Source organism: Streptomyces sp. NPDC088354 (assembly GCF_044753585.1).
Classification (GTDB): Bacteria; Actinomycetota; Actinomycetes; order Streptomycetales; family Streptomycetaceae; genus Actinacidiphila.
On record NZ_JBIVNJ010000006.1, the window covers coordinates 1 to 14,083 of the forward strand.

14 protein-coding genes and 2 rRNA genes are annotated in these 14,083 nt (G+C 71.1%); 12 read left to right on the forward strand and 4 right to left on the reverse strand.

Going from position 1 to position 14,083, the window contains the following annotated elements:
* From ACIP98_RS11750 to ACIP98_RS11770, 5 genes are all read left to right on the forward strand, one after another.
* A 23S ribosomal RNA gene (locus tag ACIP98_RS11750) occupies positions 1–200 on the forward strand; the annotation flags it as partial.
* A gap of 90 nt (positions 201–290) precedes the next feature.
* Positions 291–407, forward strand: a 5S ribosomal RNA gene (rrf, locus tag ACIP98_RS11755).
* A 72-nt stretch (positions 408–479) separates the two neighbouring features.
* Complete coding sequence (locus ACIP98_RS11760) at positions 480–1,142, forward strand: HAD family hydrolase (RefSeq protein ID WP_319665663.1); 663 nt, start codon at positions 480–482, stop codon at positions 1,140–1,142.
* Positions 1,143–1,185: 43 nt separating this feature from the next.
* Positions 1,186–2,439, forward strand: coding sequence for an MFS transporter (locus ACIP98_RS11765; RefSeq protein ID WP_401975250.1), 1,254 nt, complete (start codon positions 1,186–1,188; stop codon positions 2,437–2,439).
* The gene (locus ACIP98_RS11770) at positions 2,390–3,565 is read left to right on the forward strand and encodes an acetoin utilization protein AcuC (protein ID WP_401975252.1); all 1,176 of its coding nucleotides are present in this window, start codon (positions 2,390–2,392) and stop codon (positions 3,563–3,565) included. The genes ACIP98_RS11765 and ACIP98_RS11770 overlap by 50 nt, the downstream gene beginning before the upstream one ends.
* A 3-nt stretch (positions 3,566–3,568) precedes the next feature.
* Here the strand turns inward: ACIP98_RS11770 and ACIP98_RS11775 are convergent, their stop codons facing one another.
* Positions 3,569–5,125 carry a GMC family oxidoreductase gene (locus ACIP98_RS11775; protein ID WP_401975254.1) on the reverse strand — a complete coding sequence of 519 codons (1,557 nt, stop codon included), beginning with the start codon at positions 5,123–5,125 and terminating at the stop codon, positions 3,569–3,571.
* 172 nt (positions 5,126–5,297) lie between these two features.
* Between ACIP98_RS11775 and ACIP98_RS11780 the strand changes: the two genes are divergently transcribed.
* From ACIP98_RS11780 to ACIP98_RS11800, 5 genes are all read left to right on the forward strand, one after another.
* The gene (locus tag ACIP98_RS11780; protein WP_319665660.1) at positions 5,298–6,113 is read left to right on the forward strand and encodes a phosphatase; all 816 of its coding nucleotides are present in this window, start codon (positions 5,298–5,300) and stop codon (positions 6,111–6,113) included.
* A gap of 128 nt (positions 6,114–6,241) precedes the next feature.
* Complete coding sequence (locus ACIP98_RS11785; protein WP_319665659.1) at positions 6,242–6,451, forward strand: helix-turn-helix domain-containing protein; 210 nt, start codon at positions 6,242–6,244, stop codon at positions 6,449–6,451.
* Between the two features lie 107 nt (positions 6,452–6,558).
* Positions 6,559–6,657, forward strand: coding sequence for a 30S ribosomal protein bS22 (locus tag ACIP98_RS11790; protein WP_003948845.1), 99 nt, complete (start codon positions 6,559–6,561; stop codon positions 6,655–6,657).
* Positions 6,658–6,901: 244 nt separating this feature from the next.
* Positions 6,902–7,945, forward strand: coding sequence for an NAD-dependent epimerase/dehydratase family protein (locus ACIP98_RS11795; protein WP_319665658.1), 1,044 nt, complete (start codon positions 6,902–6,904; stop codon positions 7,943–7,945).
* 34 nt (positions 7,946–7,979) lie between these two features.
* Positions 7,980–9,152 carry a lysophospholipid acyltransferase family protein gene (locus tag ACIP98_RS11800; protein ID WP_319665657.1) on the forward strand — a complete coding sequence of 391 codons (1,173 nt, stop codon included), beginning with the start codon at positions 7,980–7,982 and terminating at the stop codon, positions 9,150–9,152.
* 91 nt (positions 9,153–9,243) lie between these two features.
* Here ACIP98_RS11800 and ACIP98_RS11805 read toward each other — a convergent pair whose 3' ends face one another.
* The 3 genes from ACIP98_RS11805 to ACIP98_RS11815 all read right to left on the reverse strand — a co-directional run bounded on the left by ACIP98_RS11805 (position 9,244) and on the right by ACIP98_RS11815 (position 12,716).
* Positions 9,244–10,440 (reverse strand): DUF5667 domain-containing protein, encoded by a 1,197-nt coding sequence (locus ACIP98_RS11805; protein ID WP_319665656.1) that lies wholly within the window; start codon positions 10,438–10,440, stop codon positions 9,244–9,246.
* Positions 10,441–10,668: 228 nt separating this feature from the next.
* Positions 10,669–11,469: an ECF subfamily RNA polymerase sigma factor, BldN family gene (locus tag ACIP98_RS11810; RefSeq protein WP_319665655.1), complete on the reverse strand. Its 801-nt coding sequence runs from the start codon at positions 11,467–11,469 to the stop codon at positions 10,669–10,671.
* Positions 11,470–11,795: 326 nt separating this feature from the next.
* Entirely contained in the window at positions 11,796–12,716 is a 921-nt protein-coding gene (locus ACIP98_RS11815) for an HAD-IB family hydrolase (RefSeq protein ID WP_319665654.1), read from the reverse strand.
* 127 nt (positions 12,717–12,843) lie between these two features.
* Here ACIP98_RS11815 and ACIP98_RS11820 point away from each other — a divergent pair, with 127 nt between their 5' ends.
* Positions 12,844–13,149 carry a glutaredoxin family protein gene (locus tag ACIP98_RS11820; RefSeq protein WP_319665653.1) on the forward strand — a complete coding sequence of 102 codons (306 nt, stop codon included), beginning with the start codon at positions 12,844–12,846 and terminating at the stop codon, positions 13,147–13,149.
* Positions 13,150–13,263: 114 nt separating this feature from the next.
* The gene (locus tag ACIP98_RS11825; RefSeq protein ID WP_319665652.1) at positions 13,264–13,965 is read left to right on the forward strand and encodes a 3'-5' exonuclease; all 702 of its coding nucleotides are present in this window, start codon (positions 13,264–13,266) and stop codon (positions 13,963–13,965) included.
* The last annotated feature ends 118 nt before the right edge of the window (positions 13,966–14,083 follow it).

Consider the following 14,083-nt stretch of genomic DNA (forward strand, 5'->3'; position numbering starts at 1 on the left):
TGCCAAGGGCATGGCTGGTTGGCTACGTTCGGGAGGGATAACCGCTGAAAGCATCTAAGCGGGAAGCCTGCTTCGAGATGAGGACTCCCACCCCCTTGAGGGGTTAAGGCTCCCAGTAGACGACTGGGTTGATAGGCCGGATGTGGAAGCCCAGTAATGGGTGGAGCTGACCGGTACTAATAAGCCGAGGGCTTGTCCATAGGTTGCTCGCGTCCACTGTGTAGTTCTGAAACAACGAACCCCGGCATATTTTTTGTGTGCTGGTGCCGGTTCGGACAGTTTCATAGTGTTTCGGTGGTCATAGCGTTAGGGAAACGCCCGGTTACATTTCGAACCCGGAAGCTAAGCCTTTCAGCGCCGATGGTACTGCAGGGGGGACCCTGTGGGAGAGTAGGACGCCGCCGAACAATTCTTCAGCCTCAACCCCCGAACTCCGGTTCGGGGGTTGAGGCTTTTTTGCGTCCACTACAGTTGACTGCGTGCGCTACGACCTGGTCATTTTCGACAACGACGGTGTGCTCGTCGACAGCGAGCCGATCGCGAACCACGTGCTCGCCGATCTGCTGACCGAGCACGGGCATCCGACGACCTACGAGGAGTCGTTGCGGGACTACATGGGCTCTGCCATGCACCGGGTGCACGACCTGGTGGCGGAGCGGTCGGGGCAGCGTTTGCCCGAGGACTTCGACGCGACGTACTACGCGCGGGTCTTTGAGGGCTTCCGTCGTGAGCTGGAGCCGGTACCGGGTGTGGCGGACGTACTGGAGAAGCTGGACGCTGACGGGGTGCCGTACTGCGTGGCGTCGTCGGGCAGCCATGAGCGGATCCGGGTGGCCCTGCGGAAGACCGGGTTGTACGGGCACTTCGGCGAGGAGCGCATCTTCAGTTCGCAGGACGTGGGGCGCGGCAAGCCGGCGCCCGATCTGTTCCTGCACGCGGCACGCGTGATGGGTGTCGCGCCGGAGCGGTGCGCGGTGGTGGAGGACAGTCCGCTCGGGGTGCGGGCGGCGGTCGCGGCGGGGATGGACGCGTACGGCTTCACGGCGATGACCCCGCAGGCGCGGCTGGAGGAGGCGGGGTCCGCGGGGACGCTGACGCTCTTCGCCGATATGGCGGGCCTGCCGGGAAAACTGATGATGTGATCGACCTACCCGTCCGTAGGGTTCGGCCCTACGCTGCTCGCTCATGGACGGCATCGACGGCAGATTGCGTCATGGGCGGGCCTCGTTGTCCGTCAGCTTCTTCTCCCAAGGTGTGGCCTTCGCGCTCCTGGTGACGCGTATCCCGGCCCTGCAGGACCGGTACGACATCAGTGACGCGCTGTTGCCGCTCTTCCTCGCGGCGGTGCCCGTCCTCGCCGGCGTCGGAAGCGTGGCCACCGAGTACCTGGTGAAGCGTGTGCGGCCGAGCGCGGTGCTGCGCTGGGTGCAGCCGGTGGTGTGCCTGGCGCTGCTGGGTGCCGGCTCGGGCGACACGATGTGGCAACTCGCCTTTTCGCTCGCGGTGTTCGGCATCTGCGTCGGCGGGCTGGACGCCTCGATGAACATGCTGGGCGTGAGCCTCCAGAGGCGGTACGGCCGCAGCATCATGCTGGGTTTCCACGCCGCCTACAGCTTCGGCGGCATCCTCGGTGCGTCGCTGGCGTGGGCCGGGGCGCACTGGCACCTGTCGCTGGCCGTGCTGTACGGACCGGTGGTGGCGGTGCTGATCCCGCTGACCCTGGTGGGCAGCCGCTGGTACGTCGACCAGGCGGCGGCCGACGGCCTCGCGAAGGCCGCGGCGCAGGACCAGCCGGGGCCGTCCGCCGCCGCGGCCGGCACCTCCGTCGCGATGCGGATGCTGCTTCCGCTGTGCCTGGTGATGGCGTTCGCGTACATCGGCGACTCGACGGTCTCCAACTGGAGCGCGAAGTACCTGCAGGACGTCCTCGGCAGCTCCGAACAGCTGGCGACGGTCCCGTACAACGTCTACATGGTGACGACGCTCCTCGGCCGGTCGGTCGGTGACCTGGGGGTGCGGCGCTTCGGGGCGGCGGCGGTCGTGCGGGCCGGAGCGGTGGTCGCCGTCGCGGGCTTCGCGGTGGTCGCGGTGGCGCCGGGGCCCTGGGCCGGAATGCTGGGCTTCACGCTGCTCGGCTTCGGGCTGTGCGTGATCGTGCCGCAGACCTTCGCCGCGGCCGGACGGATGTTCCCCGGGGCGTCGGACACGGCGATCGCGCGGCTGAACATCTTCAACTACGTCGGTTTCCTGGTCGGTTCGCCGCTGGTGGGCGCGCTCGGTGACGCGTGGAGCTACCGGGGGGCCATGCTGGTGCCGATGGTGCTGGTGTCGGCCACGCTGCTGTACGCCCGCTCGTTCGGAACGGAGCCCGCCCGATACGGTGGCGACCATGAGCGGCCGCGCACAGCTGATGTGGGACGAGCAGGTAACGGGCTATGACTTCGGTCGCGGGCACCCGATGGACCCGGTGCGGCTCGCGCTGACCATGGGGCTGATCCGGGCCTTCGGGCTGGATCGGGCGGCTACGGTCGCGGCCGCGCCGGCCGCGGGCGACTCGACGCTGGGGCTGGTGCACGAGGCGGAGTACGTCGCCGCGGTGCGGCGGGCGTCGGCCGACCCCAAGGCGCTCACGGAGCTGTCGTACGGCATCGGCACCGAGGACAACCCGGCCTTCGCGGGCATGCACGAGGCCTCGGCGCTGATCGCCGGGCAGTCGGTGGGCGCGGCCGAGGCGGTCTGGCGGGGCGAGGCGGCGCACGCGGTGAACTTCGCGGGCGGCCTGCACCACGCGATGCCGGCCGCGGCCTCGGGCTTCTGCGTCTACAACGACGCCGCGCTGGCCGTCGCGCGGCTGCTGGAGCTCGGCGCCGAGCGGGTGGTCTACGTGGACGTGGACGTCCACCACGGCGACGGGGTCCAGGCCGTGTTCTGGGACGACCCGCGCGTGCTGACCATCTCGCTGCACGAACACCCCAGCACCCTGTTCCCGCAGACGGGCTGGCCGCAGGAGACCGGCGGCGCCGCCGCGGAGGGCGGCGCGGTGAACCTGGCGCTGCCGGCCGGTACCGGGGACGCGGGCTGGCTGCGCGCCTTCCACGCGGTCGTGCCCGAGCTGATCGCCGCCTTCCGGCCGCAGGCGCTGGTCACGCAGCACGGCGCCGACACGCACTTCGAGGACCCGCTGGCGCACCTGGCCGTGAGCCTGGACGCGCAGCGCGTGGTGGCCGAGGCGCTGCACGGCCTGGCGCACGAGCACGCCGAGGGGCGCTGGGTGGCGCTGGGCGGCGGCGGGTACGCGGTGGTGGACGTCGTGCCGCGCACGTGGACGCACCTGGTGGGCATCGCCGCGGGGCGGCCGGTGCCGCCGGAGGCGGCGACGCCCGAGGAGTGGCGTGCGGAGGTCTACCGCAGGACGCGGCAGACGGCGCCGCAGCGGATGACGGACGGCCGGGACGTGTCCTTCGCCGGGTTCCACGAGGCGGGGTACGACCCGGCGGACCGGCTGGACCAGGCGATCCTCGCGACCCGGCGGGCGGTGTTCCCGTTGCACGGGCTTCTGCCGTAGCGCTCAGGCCGCGTCGCGCAGCAGCTGTGCGGCCCGTTCGGCGATGGCGTAGACCGTGGCGTTGATGTTGGCGGAGACCACCCGCGGCATCACCGAGGCATCGGCCACCCGCAGGCCGTCCACGCCGTGGACCCGCAGGGCGGGGTCGACGACGGCGTGCGCGTCGGTGCCGATGCGGCAGGTGCCCGCGTAGTGGTGGTAGGAGCGCAGATTGCGGCAGAGGTAGCCGCGCAGGGCCTTCTCGCCGTCGACGTCCCGGCCGGGCAGGATTTCCTCGGCGCTCCAGTCCGCGAGTGACGGGGCATCGGCGATCTCCCGGGCGGCGCGCAGGCCCTGGACCATGGCGTCGAGGTCGCGCATGTCCGCGTAGTACCGCGGATCGATGCGCGGGGGCGCGCCGGGAGTGGTGCCGGCCAGGCGGACCGTGCCGTGGCTGAACGGCGTCATGAGGGCGACCATGATCGTCCAGCCCAGGCCGGGTTCTGGTCCCGGCAGGCTGTCCTCGCGCAGGGGGACGTCGACGATCTGCAGCTGCACGTCGGGCCCGGGGGCCTGCGGTCCGCTGCGGATCAGTCCCTGGGCCTCGCCGTGGTGGTCGGTGCCAGGGGGCACGGGGCGGGCCGAGCGGTGGACGACCCCGGTCAGCACGTGGTCCTGGAGGTGCGAGCCGACGCCGGGCAGGTGCACCGCGGTCGGGACGGCGAGGGCCCGCAGGTGGTTGCGCGGGCCGATGCCGGACAGCATGAGCAGCTGCGGGGTGCCGACGGCCCCCGCGGCCAGCACGACCGCTCCGGAGCGGGACCGGCGCGCGGTGCGCAACTCGCCGTCGGCGGCGTACTCCACGCCCGTGCAGCGGGCGCCGTCCAGGGTGATCCGGTGGACGAGGGCATCGGTCACGATGTGCAGCCCGGGCCGGTGGCGGGCCGGCCGGAGGTAGGCCGTGGCGGCGTCCTGCCGGACACCGTCGGCGATGCTGAGGTCGCCCCGGCCGAACCCTTCCTCCAGGCCCCCGGAGAGGTCGCGGGCCTGACGGTGCCCGGCCTGTGCCGCGGCGCGCAGGAAGTCCCGGGCGAGCGGGTGCGGGTCGGCGGCGGGGGCGACCCGCAGCGGACCGTCCATGCCGCGCAGCGCCGGATCGCGGTCCGCGACGCCGGTGAGGTTCTCGGTGCGTTTGAAGGCGGGCAGGAGGTCGTCGAAGCCCCAGCCCGGGGCGTCGTCCTCGGTGGCCCAGGCGTCATAGCTCGAGCGGTGGCCGCGCAGGAAGTTCATGGCGTTGATCGCCGAGCTGCCGCCCAGGCCGCGGCCGCGGGGCCACGGCACGGTGAGGCCGGTCTCGGTCTGCGGTGTGGTGCGGTCCGCCCGGTCCAGGGCGGTGTTCAGCAGGTCCGGCCAGGCCGGCGGCAGGGCCACGGCCGGCGGGAGGTCCGCTCCGCCCGCCTCCAGGAGGAGCACGCGGGCCGCCTCGTCCTCGGACAGGCGCGCGGCCAGCACGCACCCCGCGGACCCGGCGCCCACCACGACGTAGTCGAACTCGGTGCCGTTCGGAAAGGTGCCGGTCACGGTGAACCGCCCATCGCCGTCGCGCGCTTTGCCCCCTTCTGGGAAGTCTAGGAAGAGCGGCGGGCACGCGGCGGCCCCGTCGTCGGACCGCCGGTCCGAACGGCCGCCCCACGCGAGTGATGTCCGGCCTGTTCCGGTGCGGCCGCGGTCCGCTCCGGGTCACCATCGGCCCGTGGTGAGTGTGGGCGCGCTGCGCGCGCATCTGGTGGGGGTCGGGATCGCCGGGCCGGTGGCGACGACACGGGAGAGAAGCCTGCGCAGCTACCGGCTGTTCGCCGCCGGGGATCCGCGCCAGACGCTGGGGCTGGATCCGGGCCGGAACTGGACGCCGTCCGAACTGCTCCGCCTGATGGCTGACCAATGCGGGGTTTCGCCTGATCCGAGCCACACGTCAGGGCAAGATGTGATCGACCCGGACCGCACGTTGGCCGGCCTGGACGCCTTCGCCGCTCGTCTGCGGCGAGCGGCGCTGGACCGGGAGCCGGTGCTCCTCGGGACCGGGCATCCGCACCGGCTCCTGGGCTTCTACGCCGGATTGGCCGCGGCCCTGTCGGCGGCGGGATGTCCTGTCCTCACCCCATCGCATGGTCGACGTGTCGACATGCCGACGCAATTCGGCCTACGCCCGCACAACCTCCGCTACGTAGGGGGCGTCGCGGTGGTCCGCGGTGCGCCGGGTGAGGGCGCCGGGAGTGCGCCCGGAGTGCACACGCACTCCCCGCTCCCGGTTCGGGTCGCCCTGGCCGGCGCGGCCACGCACGGCGGCCCGCTGCCGAGCCTTGTGGTGGGGGACCACGGCTGGGTCTGCGGGGCAGGTCAGCTGGGCATTGAGGCCGTGGGGCTGGCCGACTCCGACGACCCCGCCGTTTTCGTCGCCCAGGCGGAGGGCAGGGTTTCGGTCGTGGTTCCGCTTGATGACGCTGTGCGGTCCGATTACTACCGACCGCTTACGCGCTATGTACTCAATCGAGCGTGTCTGTCACAGTAGTCAACCGATCGCTACTCCTCTTCCCCACTTGCATCATGCGCACCTAATCTGGGGAGGAGCGCACATGCGAGAGGGAGTCACCGGAGGGGAAGCCGGTGCCCGTCATGTGCGGAAGGTTCAGGTGTGTCATGGCTTCAAGCGAGAGGCCTCTCAACGAGGTCGTGTTCCTGACCGTGGCAGAGGTCGCCGCGGTGATGCGAGTGTCCAAGATGACCGTGTATCGGTTGGTGCACAGCGGTCATCTGCCGGCGATCCGGGTGGGGAGGTCCTTCCGCGTCCCGGAGCAGGCCGTCCATGACTATCTTCGCGAGTCCTACGTGGGGGTGGAAACTGCCTGACGGCTGCCTCGGTTTATGTTCGGTGCCCCCGGGCGGGTAGGCTTGGCCGACGTAGGTCGTGTGGGCTCGGACGCCCCGCACCGAGTGAAAACGAAGCGAGGGTAGTCGTGGGCTCTGTCATCAAGAAGCGGCGCAAGCGTATGGCCAAGAAGAAGCACCGCAAGCTGCTGAAGCGGACGCGTGTGCAGCGCCGTAACAAGAAGTAGTCGAGCTGCGCGTCGCTCTTCCCACTGCCCTCCCTCCACCGCCATCCGCGGTGGAGGGAGGGCAGTGGCGTTCCGGGCGCGGGCGGCGGGGCAGCCGGGACGGGGGGCCCGGTGGCGGCTCCGGTCACCGGCTGGGACAGGATCTCCTTGGCCGCCTTGACGGTGTTCGTACGGTCGTGCGTCATCACGGCGCAACATCGAACCGATACGGTGCGTATATGCGGTAAGAAGGAAGGCGCTGATCTTGGGCAAAGTGGTGCTCGTGACGGGGGTCGCCCGCCGGCTCAGTGGCCGGCTGGTACGACGGATCATGCGTGAGCCCGATGTCGACCGGGTGGTCGGCGTCGACGTGCTTCCGCCGGAGCACCAGCTGGACGGCGCCGAGTTCGTGCGCGCCGACATCCGGCACCCGATGATCGCGAAGGTGCTCGCCGAGCACTCCGTGGACACGGTGGTGCACATGGATGTGAGCGGGACGCTGCCGGGCCGCAACAACCGCGCGGCCGTCAAGGAGACCAACGTCATCGGCACCATGCAGATGCTCGGTGCCTGCCAGAAGGCTCCGACCGTGCGGCGCCTGGTGGTCAAGTCCACGACGAGCGTGTACGGATCGGCGCCGCGCGACCCGGCGGTCTTCACCGAGTCGATGCCCGCGAAGTCACTGCCGACCGGCGGCTTCGCCAAGGACGCCGTCGAAGTCGAGGGGTACGTGCGGGGCTTCGCCCGGCGCCGCCCGGACGTGGCCGTCTCGGTGCTGCGCTTCGCGAACATCCTGGGCCCGAACGCCGACACGCCGCTGGCGGAGTACTTCGCCCTGCCGGTGCTGCCGACCGTGCTCGGCTACGACCCGCGGCTGCAGTTCGTCCACGAGGAGGACGTCATGGACGTCCTGCTGCTGGCCCTGCGCGACGAGGGCAACGGCACCATCAACAGCGGTACGTTCAACATCGCCGGCGACGGGGTGCTGCTGCTGTCGCAGACCGCCCGCCGGCTCGGCAAGCCCACCGTGCCGGTGCTGCTGCCCGCGGTCACCTGGGTGGGGCAGATGCTGCGCACGGCCGGGGTGACGGACTTCTCGCGCGAGCAGATCCGGCTGCTCACCCATGGCAGGGTGGTGGACACGACACAGATGCGCGAGACTCTCGGCTTCGCCCCGAAGTACACCACCGCCGAGACCTTCAGTGACTTCGCCCGCAGTCACGGCCCGGGTCTGCTTCCGCCCGAACGGCTCGCCCGCACCGTGGACCGGCTCGCCGCGCTGGTGCCCGCGGGCGTCCCTGAGAACTGAGCTTGTGAGCACTCCTGCGAGGAGGAATCGCGCCATGGCGGATGCCAAGGTCATCCCGTTCGACGAGGACACGCGAACGCGTAGGGGGGCGTCACGGTCGCGCGGGCGTGCGGCCGCCCGCACGTCGGGTGAGGCCTCCGGCGCGAACGCGCTGGCCGCACTGCCGGTGGAGGACCGCACCGTACGGGACCAGGCCGCCGCGCGGCCGGAGGAGACCGGCACGGCTGCGGCGGGCGGCCCGGACGTCACACCGGCCGGAGCGGCCGGAGCGGCCCCGGAAGGGGCCGAGGGCACGCAGCCGCGGCCGGCCACCGGGGGCGGGCCGCTGGCCGCCGCTCTCGGCCAGGCCGCCGACCGCCTGCTGGGCGGTCCCTGGGAGCGCCGGGTGGCGCACGGCCTGGCGTTCCTGCGCCGCCGGGTCACCGGGGACTACGAGGTCGACGACTTCGGTTACGACGAGGACCTCACCGACCAGGTGCTCATGTCGGTGCTGCGGCCGCTGTACGAGTCGTACTTCCGCGTCGAGGTGAAGGGCATCGAGAACATCCCGGCCGAGGGCGGCGCCCTGGTGGTGGCCAACCACTCCGGGACGCTGCCGCTGGACGGGCTGATGATGCAGGTCGCCGTCCACGACAACCACCCGGCCGGGCGGCATCTGCGGCTGCTCGCCGCGGACCTGGTCTTCGTGCTGCCGCTGGTGAACGAACTGGCGCGGAAGGCCGGGCACACCCTGGCCTGCGCGGAGGACGCGCAGCGGCTGCTGGAGCGCGGCGAGGTCGTCGGGGTGATGCCGGAGGGCTTCAAGGGGCTCGGAAAGCCGTTCTCGGAGCGCTACAAGCTGCAGCGCTTCGGGCGGGGCGGCTTCGTGGCGACCGCGCTGAAGACCCGGGTGCCGATCGTGCCGTGCTCCATCGTGGGCGCGGAGGAGATCTACCCGATGATCGGCAACGCGAAGACCGCGGCGCGGCTGCTGGGCTTCCCGTACTTCCCGATGACGCCGACCTTCCCGTGGCTCGGGCCGCTGGGGCTGGTGCCGCTGCCGACGAAGTGGACCATCCAGTTCGGCGAGCCGATCGCGACGGACGGTTACGCGCCGGAGGCGGCGGAGGACCCGATGCTGGTCTTCAACCTCACCGACCAGGTACGGGAAACGATTCAGCACACGCTCTACAAGCTGCTGGTGCAACGGCGTTCGGTGTTCTTCTGACGGACGCGGCGAGGACGCAGAGGGACGCGGCGAGGGCCGGTGCCCGGGGCGTCACCCCGGGCACCGGCCCTCGCCGGTACCGCTCGGTCGGCTACTCGCCGTTGTCGTTCTCCGCGCCGAGGCCGAGGCCCGGGAGCAGACCCGGCAGCAACGGGGGCAGGGTGACGGACGGCTGTGCGGTCTCGCCGGAGCCGGTGGAAGGGCTTCCGCTGCTCGGCGGGGGGTTGAGCAGTCCGTCCGCGCCGCCGATGAAGCCGCTGTCGGAGCTCTTGGACGCCGACGGGCTGGCCTTCTCCGTGCCGCGCTCGACGGAGCGGTCGCTCGCGGAGTCGCTCGACGAGGGGGACGGCCCCCGCGTGCCACTGCTGGAGCGGGCACCGCTGCCGGGGAGGCCGTTGCGCCCGTCGCCGGGGGTGGCGGCGGGGGGCAGCAGCTTCTGCAGCGGGGCGACCTCCTGCTCTATGGCGTCGAAGACGGAGGTGACCTTGTTGCCGACGTCGCTGAGCTTGGTGGGGAGCCGGTCGCGCAGCTCGGTCCAGCCCCTGCGGTGGTTGCTGGAGAACGCGGAGAGCGTCTCCATCGGCCGCAGTGAGCCGTCCTTGCGGTATGCGGCGGTGAGCAGCCGGTGGCCCTCGGTGGCCTCCTGCTGCATACCGGACAGCGCCCGGCGGATCTCGCCCACCGACTCGTCGTCGAGCTGGCCGCCGCGCCCGCGCTCCATGAGGCGGCGCGCCTCCTGGAGCCGGGTGGAGGCGAGGTCGAGATAGACCTTGCCGCGGTCGGCGTCGTCGTCGGCGAGGTTGAGGCGCATGTCCTCCATGCCCCGCTTGAGGCCGTACAGCGTGTCACCGGGGAGCGCGTCGGTGCTCGCGGCGGCCACGCCGCCGAAGGCACCGGCCGCGACGCCCACCGAGAGCCCGCCGGCGGCGAGCCGGCGGGACCACGCGGAGCGGGGCCTCAGTTTCCCGATGCCGCGGCCGCCGGCGCGATGTGCGCCACGACCGCCGTCGCGTTGCTCGGGGACCGTCAGCGTGCCGTCGGCGAGCGCGGCTTCCATCGCCGCGATCAATTGGGCACGTTGCACGGTCTTGGCCTCGGGGTCCAGCGTGGGCCGCGGCACGTCCTCCAGGGCGTCCGCCAGGGCCAGGAGCCTTCCCTGATCCGGATCCGCATGCCGGTCCGCGGCGTGTGCGCCGTGCTGCTCGCCGGCGTGCGCCTGTTGGCCGTCGTCCTCAAGGGCGTCGGCGAAGGCGTTCGCCCGCCGGTGCGCCGTTGGGTTCGCGATCACGGGCGGCACCTCCTCTCGTCATCCACCTCGACTCCCCGATGTGCCTGCAAGGTTCCAGACCTTGAGCCCTTCCACCCGATCGAGTGATCGGAAGCGGGCAGGGCACGGCAGTGGGGGGTCCGCATGTGATGCAACGAGCGCCGTACGCCCAGGGTTACGCCCAGGGTTGCGCACTCATGATGATCGGACCGTGAAGACAGTCGCAAGATGAAGTCCCATCCATGGCGTTCATCGCGCGTCGTCGGGAAGCAGCCGGGCGAGGGTCCGTACGGCCCGGTACTGCAGGGTCTTGATCGCGCCTTCGTTCTTCCCCATGATGCGTGCCGTCTCGGCGACGGACAGGCCCTGCAGGAAGCGCAGCGTCACGCACTCCTGCTGCTGGGGGTTGAGCTTGCGCACCGCGCGCAGCAGCGACTCGTTGGACAGCGACTCCAGGACGCAGTCCTCCGGGCTGGGCTCGACCTCGTTGGCGTCGAGCATCTCCCCGGTGGTCACCTCCAGCCGGAAGCGGCTGGACTTGAAGTGGTCGGCGACCAGGTTGCGCGCGATCGTCACCAGCCAGGCGCCGAAGTCGCGGCCCTGCCAGGTGAAGGTGCCGATCCGGCGCAGCGCGCGCAGGAACGTCTCGCTGGTGAGGTCCTCGGCGGTCGCCTTGCCCCCGACGCGGTAGTAGATGTACCGGTACACCGTGTCGGAGTAGTGGTCGTACAACCGCCCGAAGGCCTCGGTCTCCCCGGCCTGGGCGCGTTCGACCAGGTCCATCATCCGCCCGCTGTCGGTGTCCGAGGCGGGACGGCGCGTGGAGGCGCCCGAGGACCGTGCGGTCTGCGGGGTGCTGCGGGTTCGTCTGCCGACCGCCGCCCGGCCGTCGGCGAGCGCATAGGTCGCCAGGGCGGGGCCGGCGGGCACTGCTGCGGCGAGTGCTGGCACGGGCACGGCGTACGCGGGGACAACGCGCAGCAGGTGCTCAGCCACCAGTGCGCGCAGCGTAGCCAGGCCAGAGGCGTCAACCCCGGTGTGTGGGTACACGGGACTCCCAGAGGCAGAACTTCCATCACGTGCAGTACGGAACCGTTCACTCGTCGTAGCGACGCGTGGGAACCGGCTTGCGTTTGAGGAGAATAACGCTTCGTACAGGCGACGCTACACCGAGTTGCTGAAATCGCCGGTTCCGCCCACTCTCTGGCGGAATGGTGATCGATCAATTATCGAACACTGAAACGTACTTGACCACATAGCGTCGTGAATTGCTCGCGTGGAGAGCGTGTTGTGGCTGTGTGGTCATGTGGCGACTGACGGGACGCCAGAGGGGTACACCGGTGTGTCGCGCATCGGCCCCGGACCGGGGCCGATGCTCAGCGGCGGCGGCGCTGCAGGGCCACCGCGGCGGCCGCGCCGCCCGCGACCGCCCCGACCCCGGCGGCCGCCGGAATGCCGATTTTCGCGGCCTTGCGGCCGGTGCGGTAGTCGCGCAGTCGCCAGCCCATTTCGCGCGCGTGTTTGCGCAGGCGCGTATCGGGATTGATCGCGTATGGATGTCCGACCAACGACAGCATCGGGATGTCGTTCGACGAATCGCTGTACGCGGCGCAGCGCGACAGTTCGAGTCCCTCGGCCGCGGCGAGCGCCCGGACCGCCTCGGCCTTGGCCGGGCCGTGCAGCGGCTCGCCGACCAGCCGGCCGGTGTACACGCCGTCGACGTGCTCGGCGACGGTGCCCAGGGCGCCGGTCAGGCCGAGCCGCCGGGCGATGATCGTGGCGGTCTCGACAGGCGCGGCGGTGACCAGCCACACCCGCTGCCCGGCGTCCAGGTGGGCCTGGGCGAGCGCGCGGGTGCCGGGCCAGATCTTGCCGGCCATGTACTCGTCGTAGATCTCCTCCCCGATCGACATGAGCTCCTCGACGCGGTGCCCCTTGACGATCGACAGCGCGCTCTGGCGCACTTCCTGCATGTGCTCGGGGTCCTCGGACCCGGCGATGCGGAAGTAGGCCTGCTGCCAGGCGAAGCGCACCAGGTCGCGGCTGTGGAAGAACTTCCGCTTGTACAGGCCGCGTCCGAAGTGGAAGATCGCGGCGCCCTGCATGACCGTGTTGTCCAGGTCGAAGAACGCGGCCGCATGGGGGTCGCCGACGACCGGGAACGCGGGGAGGGCGGTCCGCGCCGCCTTCTTCGGCGCGGGTGCCGCGAGGGCGGCCTCGGCCGCGGCCTCGCCCGCCAGCACGCTGCGTGCTGTCGCGGAGCGCTTACGGGGGGTGAGCCATCGCAGAGCGGCCATGGGGGGAGCATAGCCAGTCTGTTGGGTACTTCCGGTGCTCAGATGGAGCAGGTGAATGAACTCCGAGCGACAGAAGTGTTACTCCCGTCACGGCCGGTTGACGCCGGGCGCGGGCAGAATGACCGGCATGAGTCCCCTGTTCGGACGCGGCCCCCGCCAGGACGCCACGGGTCCCGCCGCCCCCCTCGACCCCGCCCTCCGCACGGTCACGCTGATCGTGAAACCCGGCTGCCACCTGTGCGACGACGCCCGGGCCGTCGTGGAGAAGGTGGTCGCCGAGGTCGGATGCCGCTTCGAGGAGCGCGACATCAGCCAGGACGAGGAGCTGCACCGCGCGTACTGGGAGCAGATCCCGGTCGTCCTGATCGACGGGGAACAGCACACGTTCTGGCGTGTCGACGAGGGCCGGCTGCGCCGCGGGCTGGGCCTCTGAGACGCCTGGGACCACAGGTGGGTGATTTGCGGGTGTTCCTCTTGGCCCGTGTGCTCGATTACCATCAAGGCGTTTTGTGTGCTGCGGGGGTATGTACGTGAGGAAGGTGACGGCGTGCTCCCGGGCAGGCTTCAGGCGCGCGGCGGATTCGCCGTCGTCGACGTCGAGGCCACCGGTTCGAGTTCGCGGCGGAACCGCGTGGTCGAGCTGGCGGTCGTTCTGATGGACCGCGATTTCGTCCCGCAGGGCGAGTTCTCGACGCTGGTGGACCCCGAGGGCCCGGTCGGTCCCACCCATATCCACGGCATCGAGTCCCACCATGTCGAGGCGGCCCGCGCGCCGCTGTTCTCCCAGATCGCCCCCGGGCTGCTCGCCCTGCTGCGCGGCCGGGTGCTGGTCGGGCACAACGTGGGCTGCGACCGGGCGTTCCTGGCGGCGGAGTACGGCCGCATCGGCATCCGGTTCCCCGAGGTGCCGGAGCTGTGCACCATGCGGATGGCGGCGCAGCGCGAGCCCGTGCCGCGGGGCCTGAGCCTGCGCGCGTGCGCCGAGGCGGCCGGGGTGACCGGCTGGTCGGCGCACACCGCGCTCGGCGATGCCCGCGCGACCGCCCGGCTGTTCACCGCGTACGTCCGCGAGCACCCGCAGTGGCCCGCGCACGCGGAACAGGAGCTGGCGCGCGCCGCCGGGGTGGAATGGCCGCGGCTGGCGGGGACCGATGCGGCCTGGGTGGAGCGCAAGGGTGCGGAGAGGCCGCTGATGCGGAACGTTCCCGTACAAAAGGTGGCTTCTTCTGTCCGTAATGGGGGTGCGTGATGCCGGTCACTTCCCCAGGGCAAATCGGACACCATCTTTGTGCACGCGTTCACAAAGACATAGCCTGGCGTGTACGGGGCGGCCCCATCGAGGGGTGCCGCTCGCAGCCCAGCTCTAC

What these genes read in the sequence shown, in the direction of transcription:
- ACIP98_RS11765 (WP_401975250.1), top strand. Translation starts at nt 1,186, where the DNA reads ATGGACGGCATCGACGGCAGATTGCGTCATGGGCGGGCCTCGTTGTCC.
- ACIP98_RS11770 (WP_401975252.1), top strand. Translation starts at nt 2,390, where the DNA reads ATGAGCGGCCGCGCACAGCTGATGTGGGACGAGCAGGTAACGGGCTAT.
- ACIP98_RS11785 (WP_319665659.1), top strand. Translation starts at nt 6,242, where the DNA reads ATGGCTTCAAGCGAGAGGCCTCTCAACGAGGTCGTGTTCCTGACCGTG.
- ACIP98_RS11800 (WP_319665657.1), top strand. Translation starts at nt 7,980, where the DNA reads ATGGCGGATGCCAAGGTCATCCCGTTCGACGAGGACACGCGAACGCGT.
- ACIP98_RS11815 (WP_319665654.1), bottom strand. Translation starts at nt 12,716, where the DNA reads ATGGCCGCTCTGCGATGGCTCACCCCCCGTAAGCGCTCCGCGACAGCA.
- ACIP98_RS11820 (WP_319665653.1), top strand. Translation starts at nt 12,844, where the DNA reads ATGAGTCCCCTGTTCGGACGCGGCCCCCGCCAGGACGCCACGGGTCCC.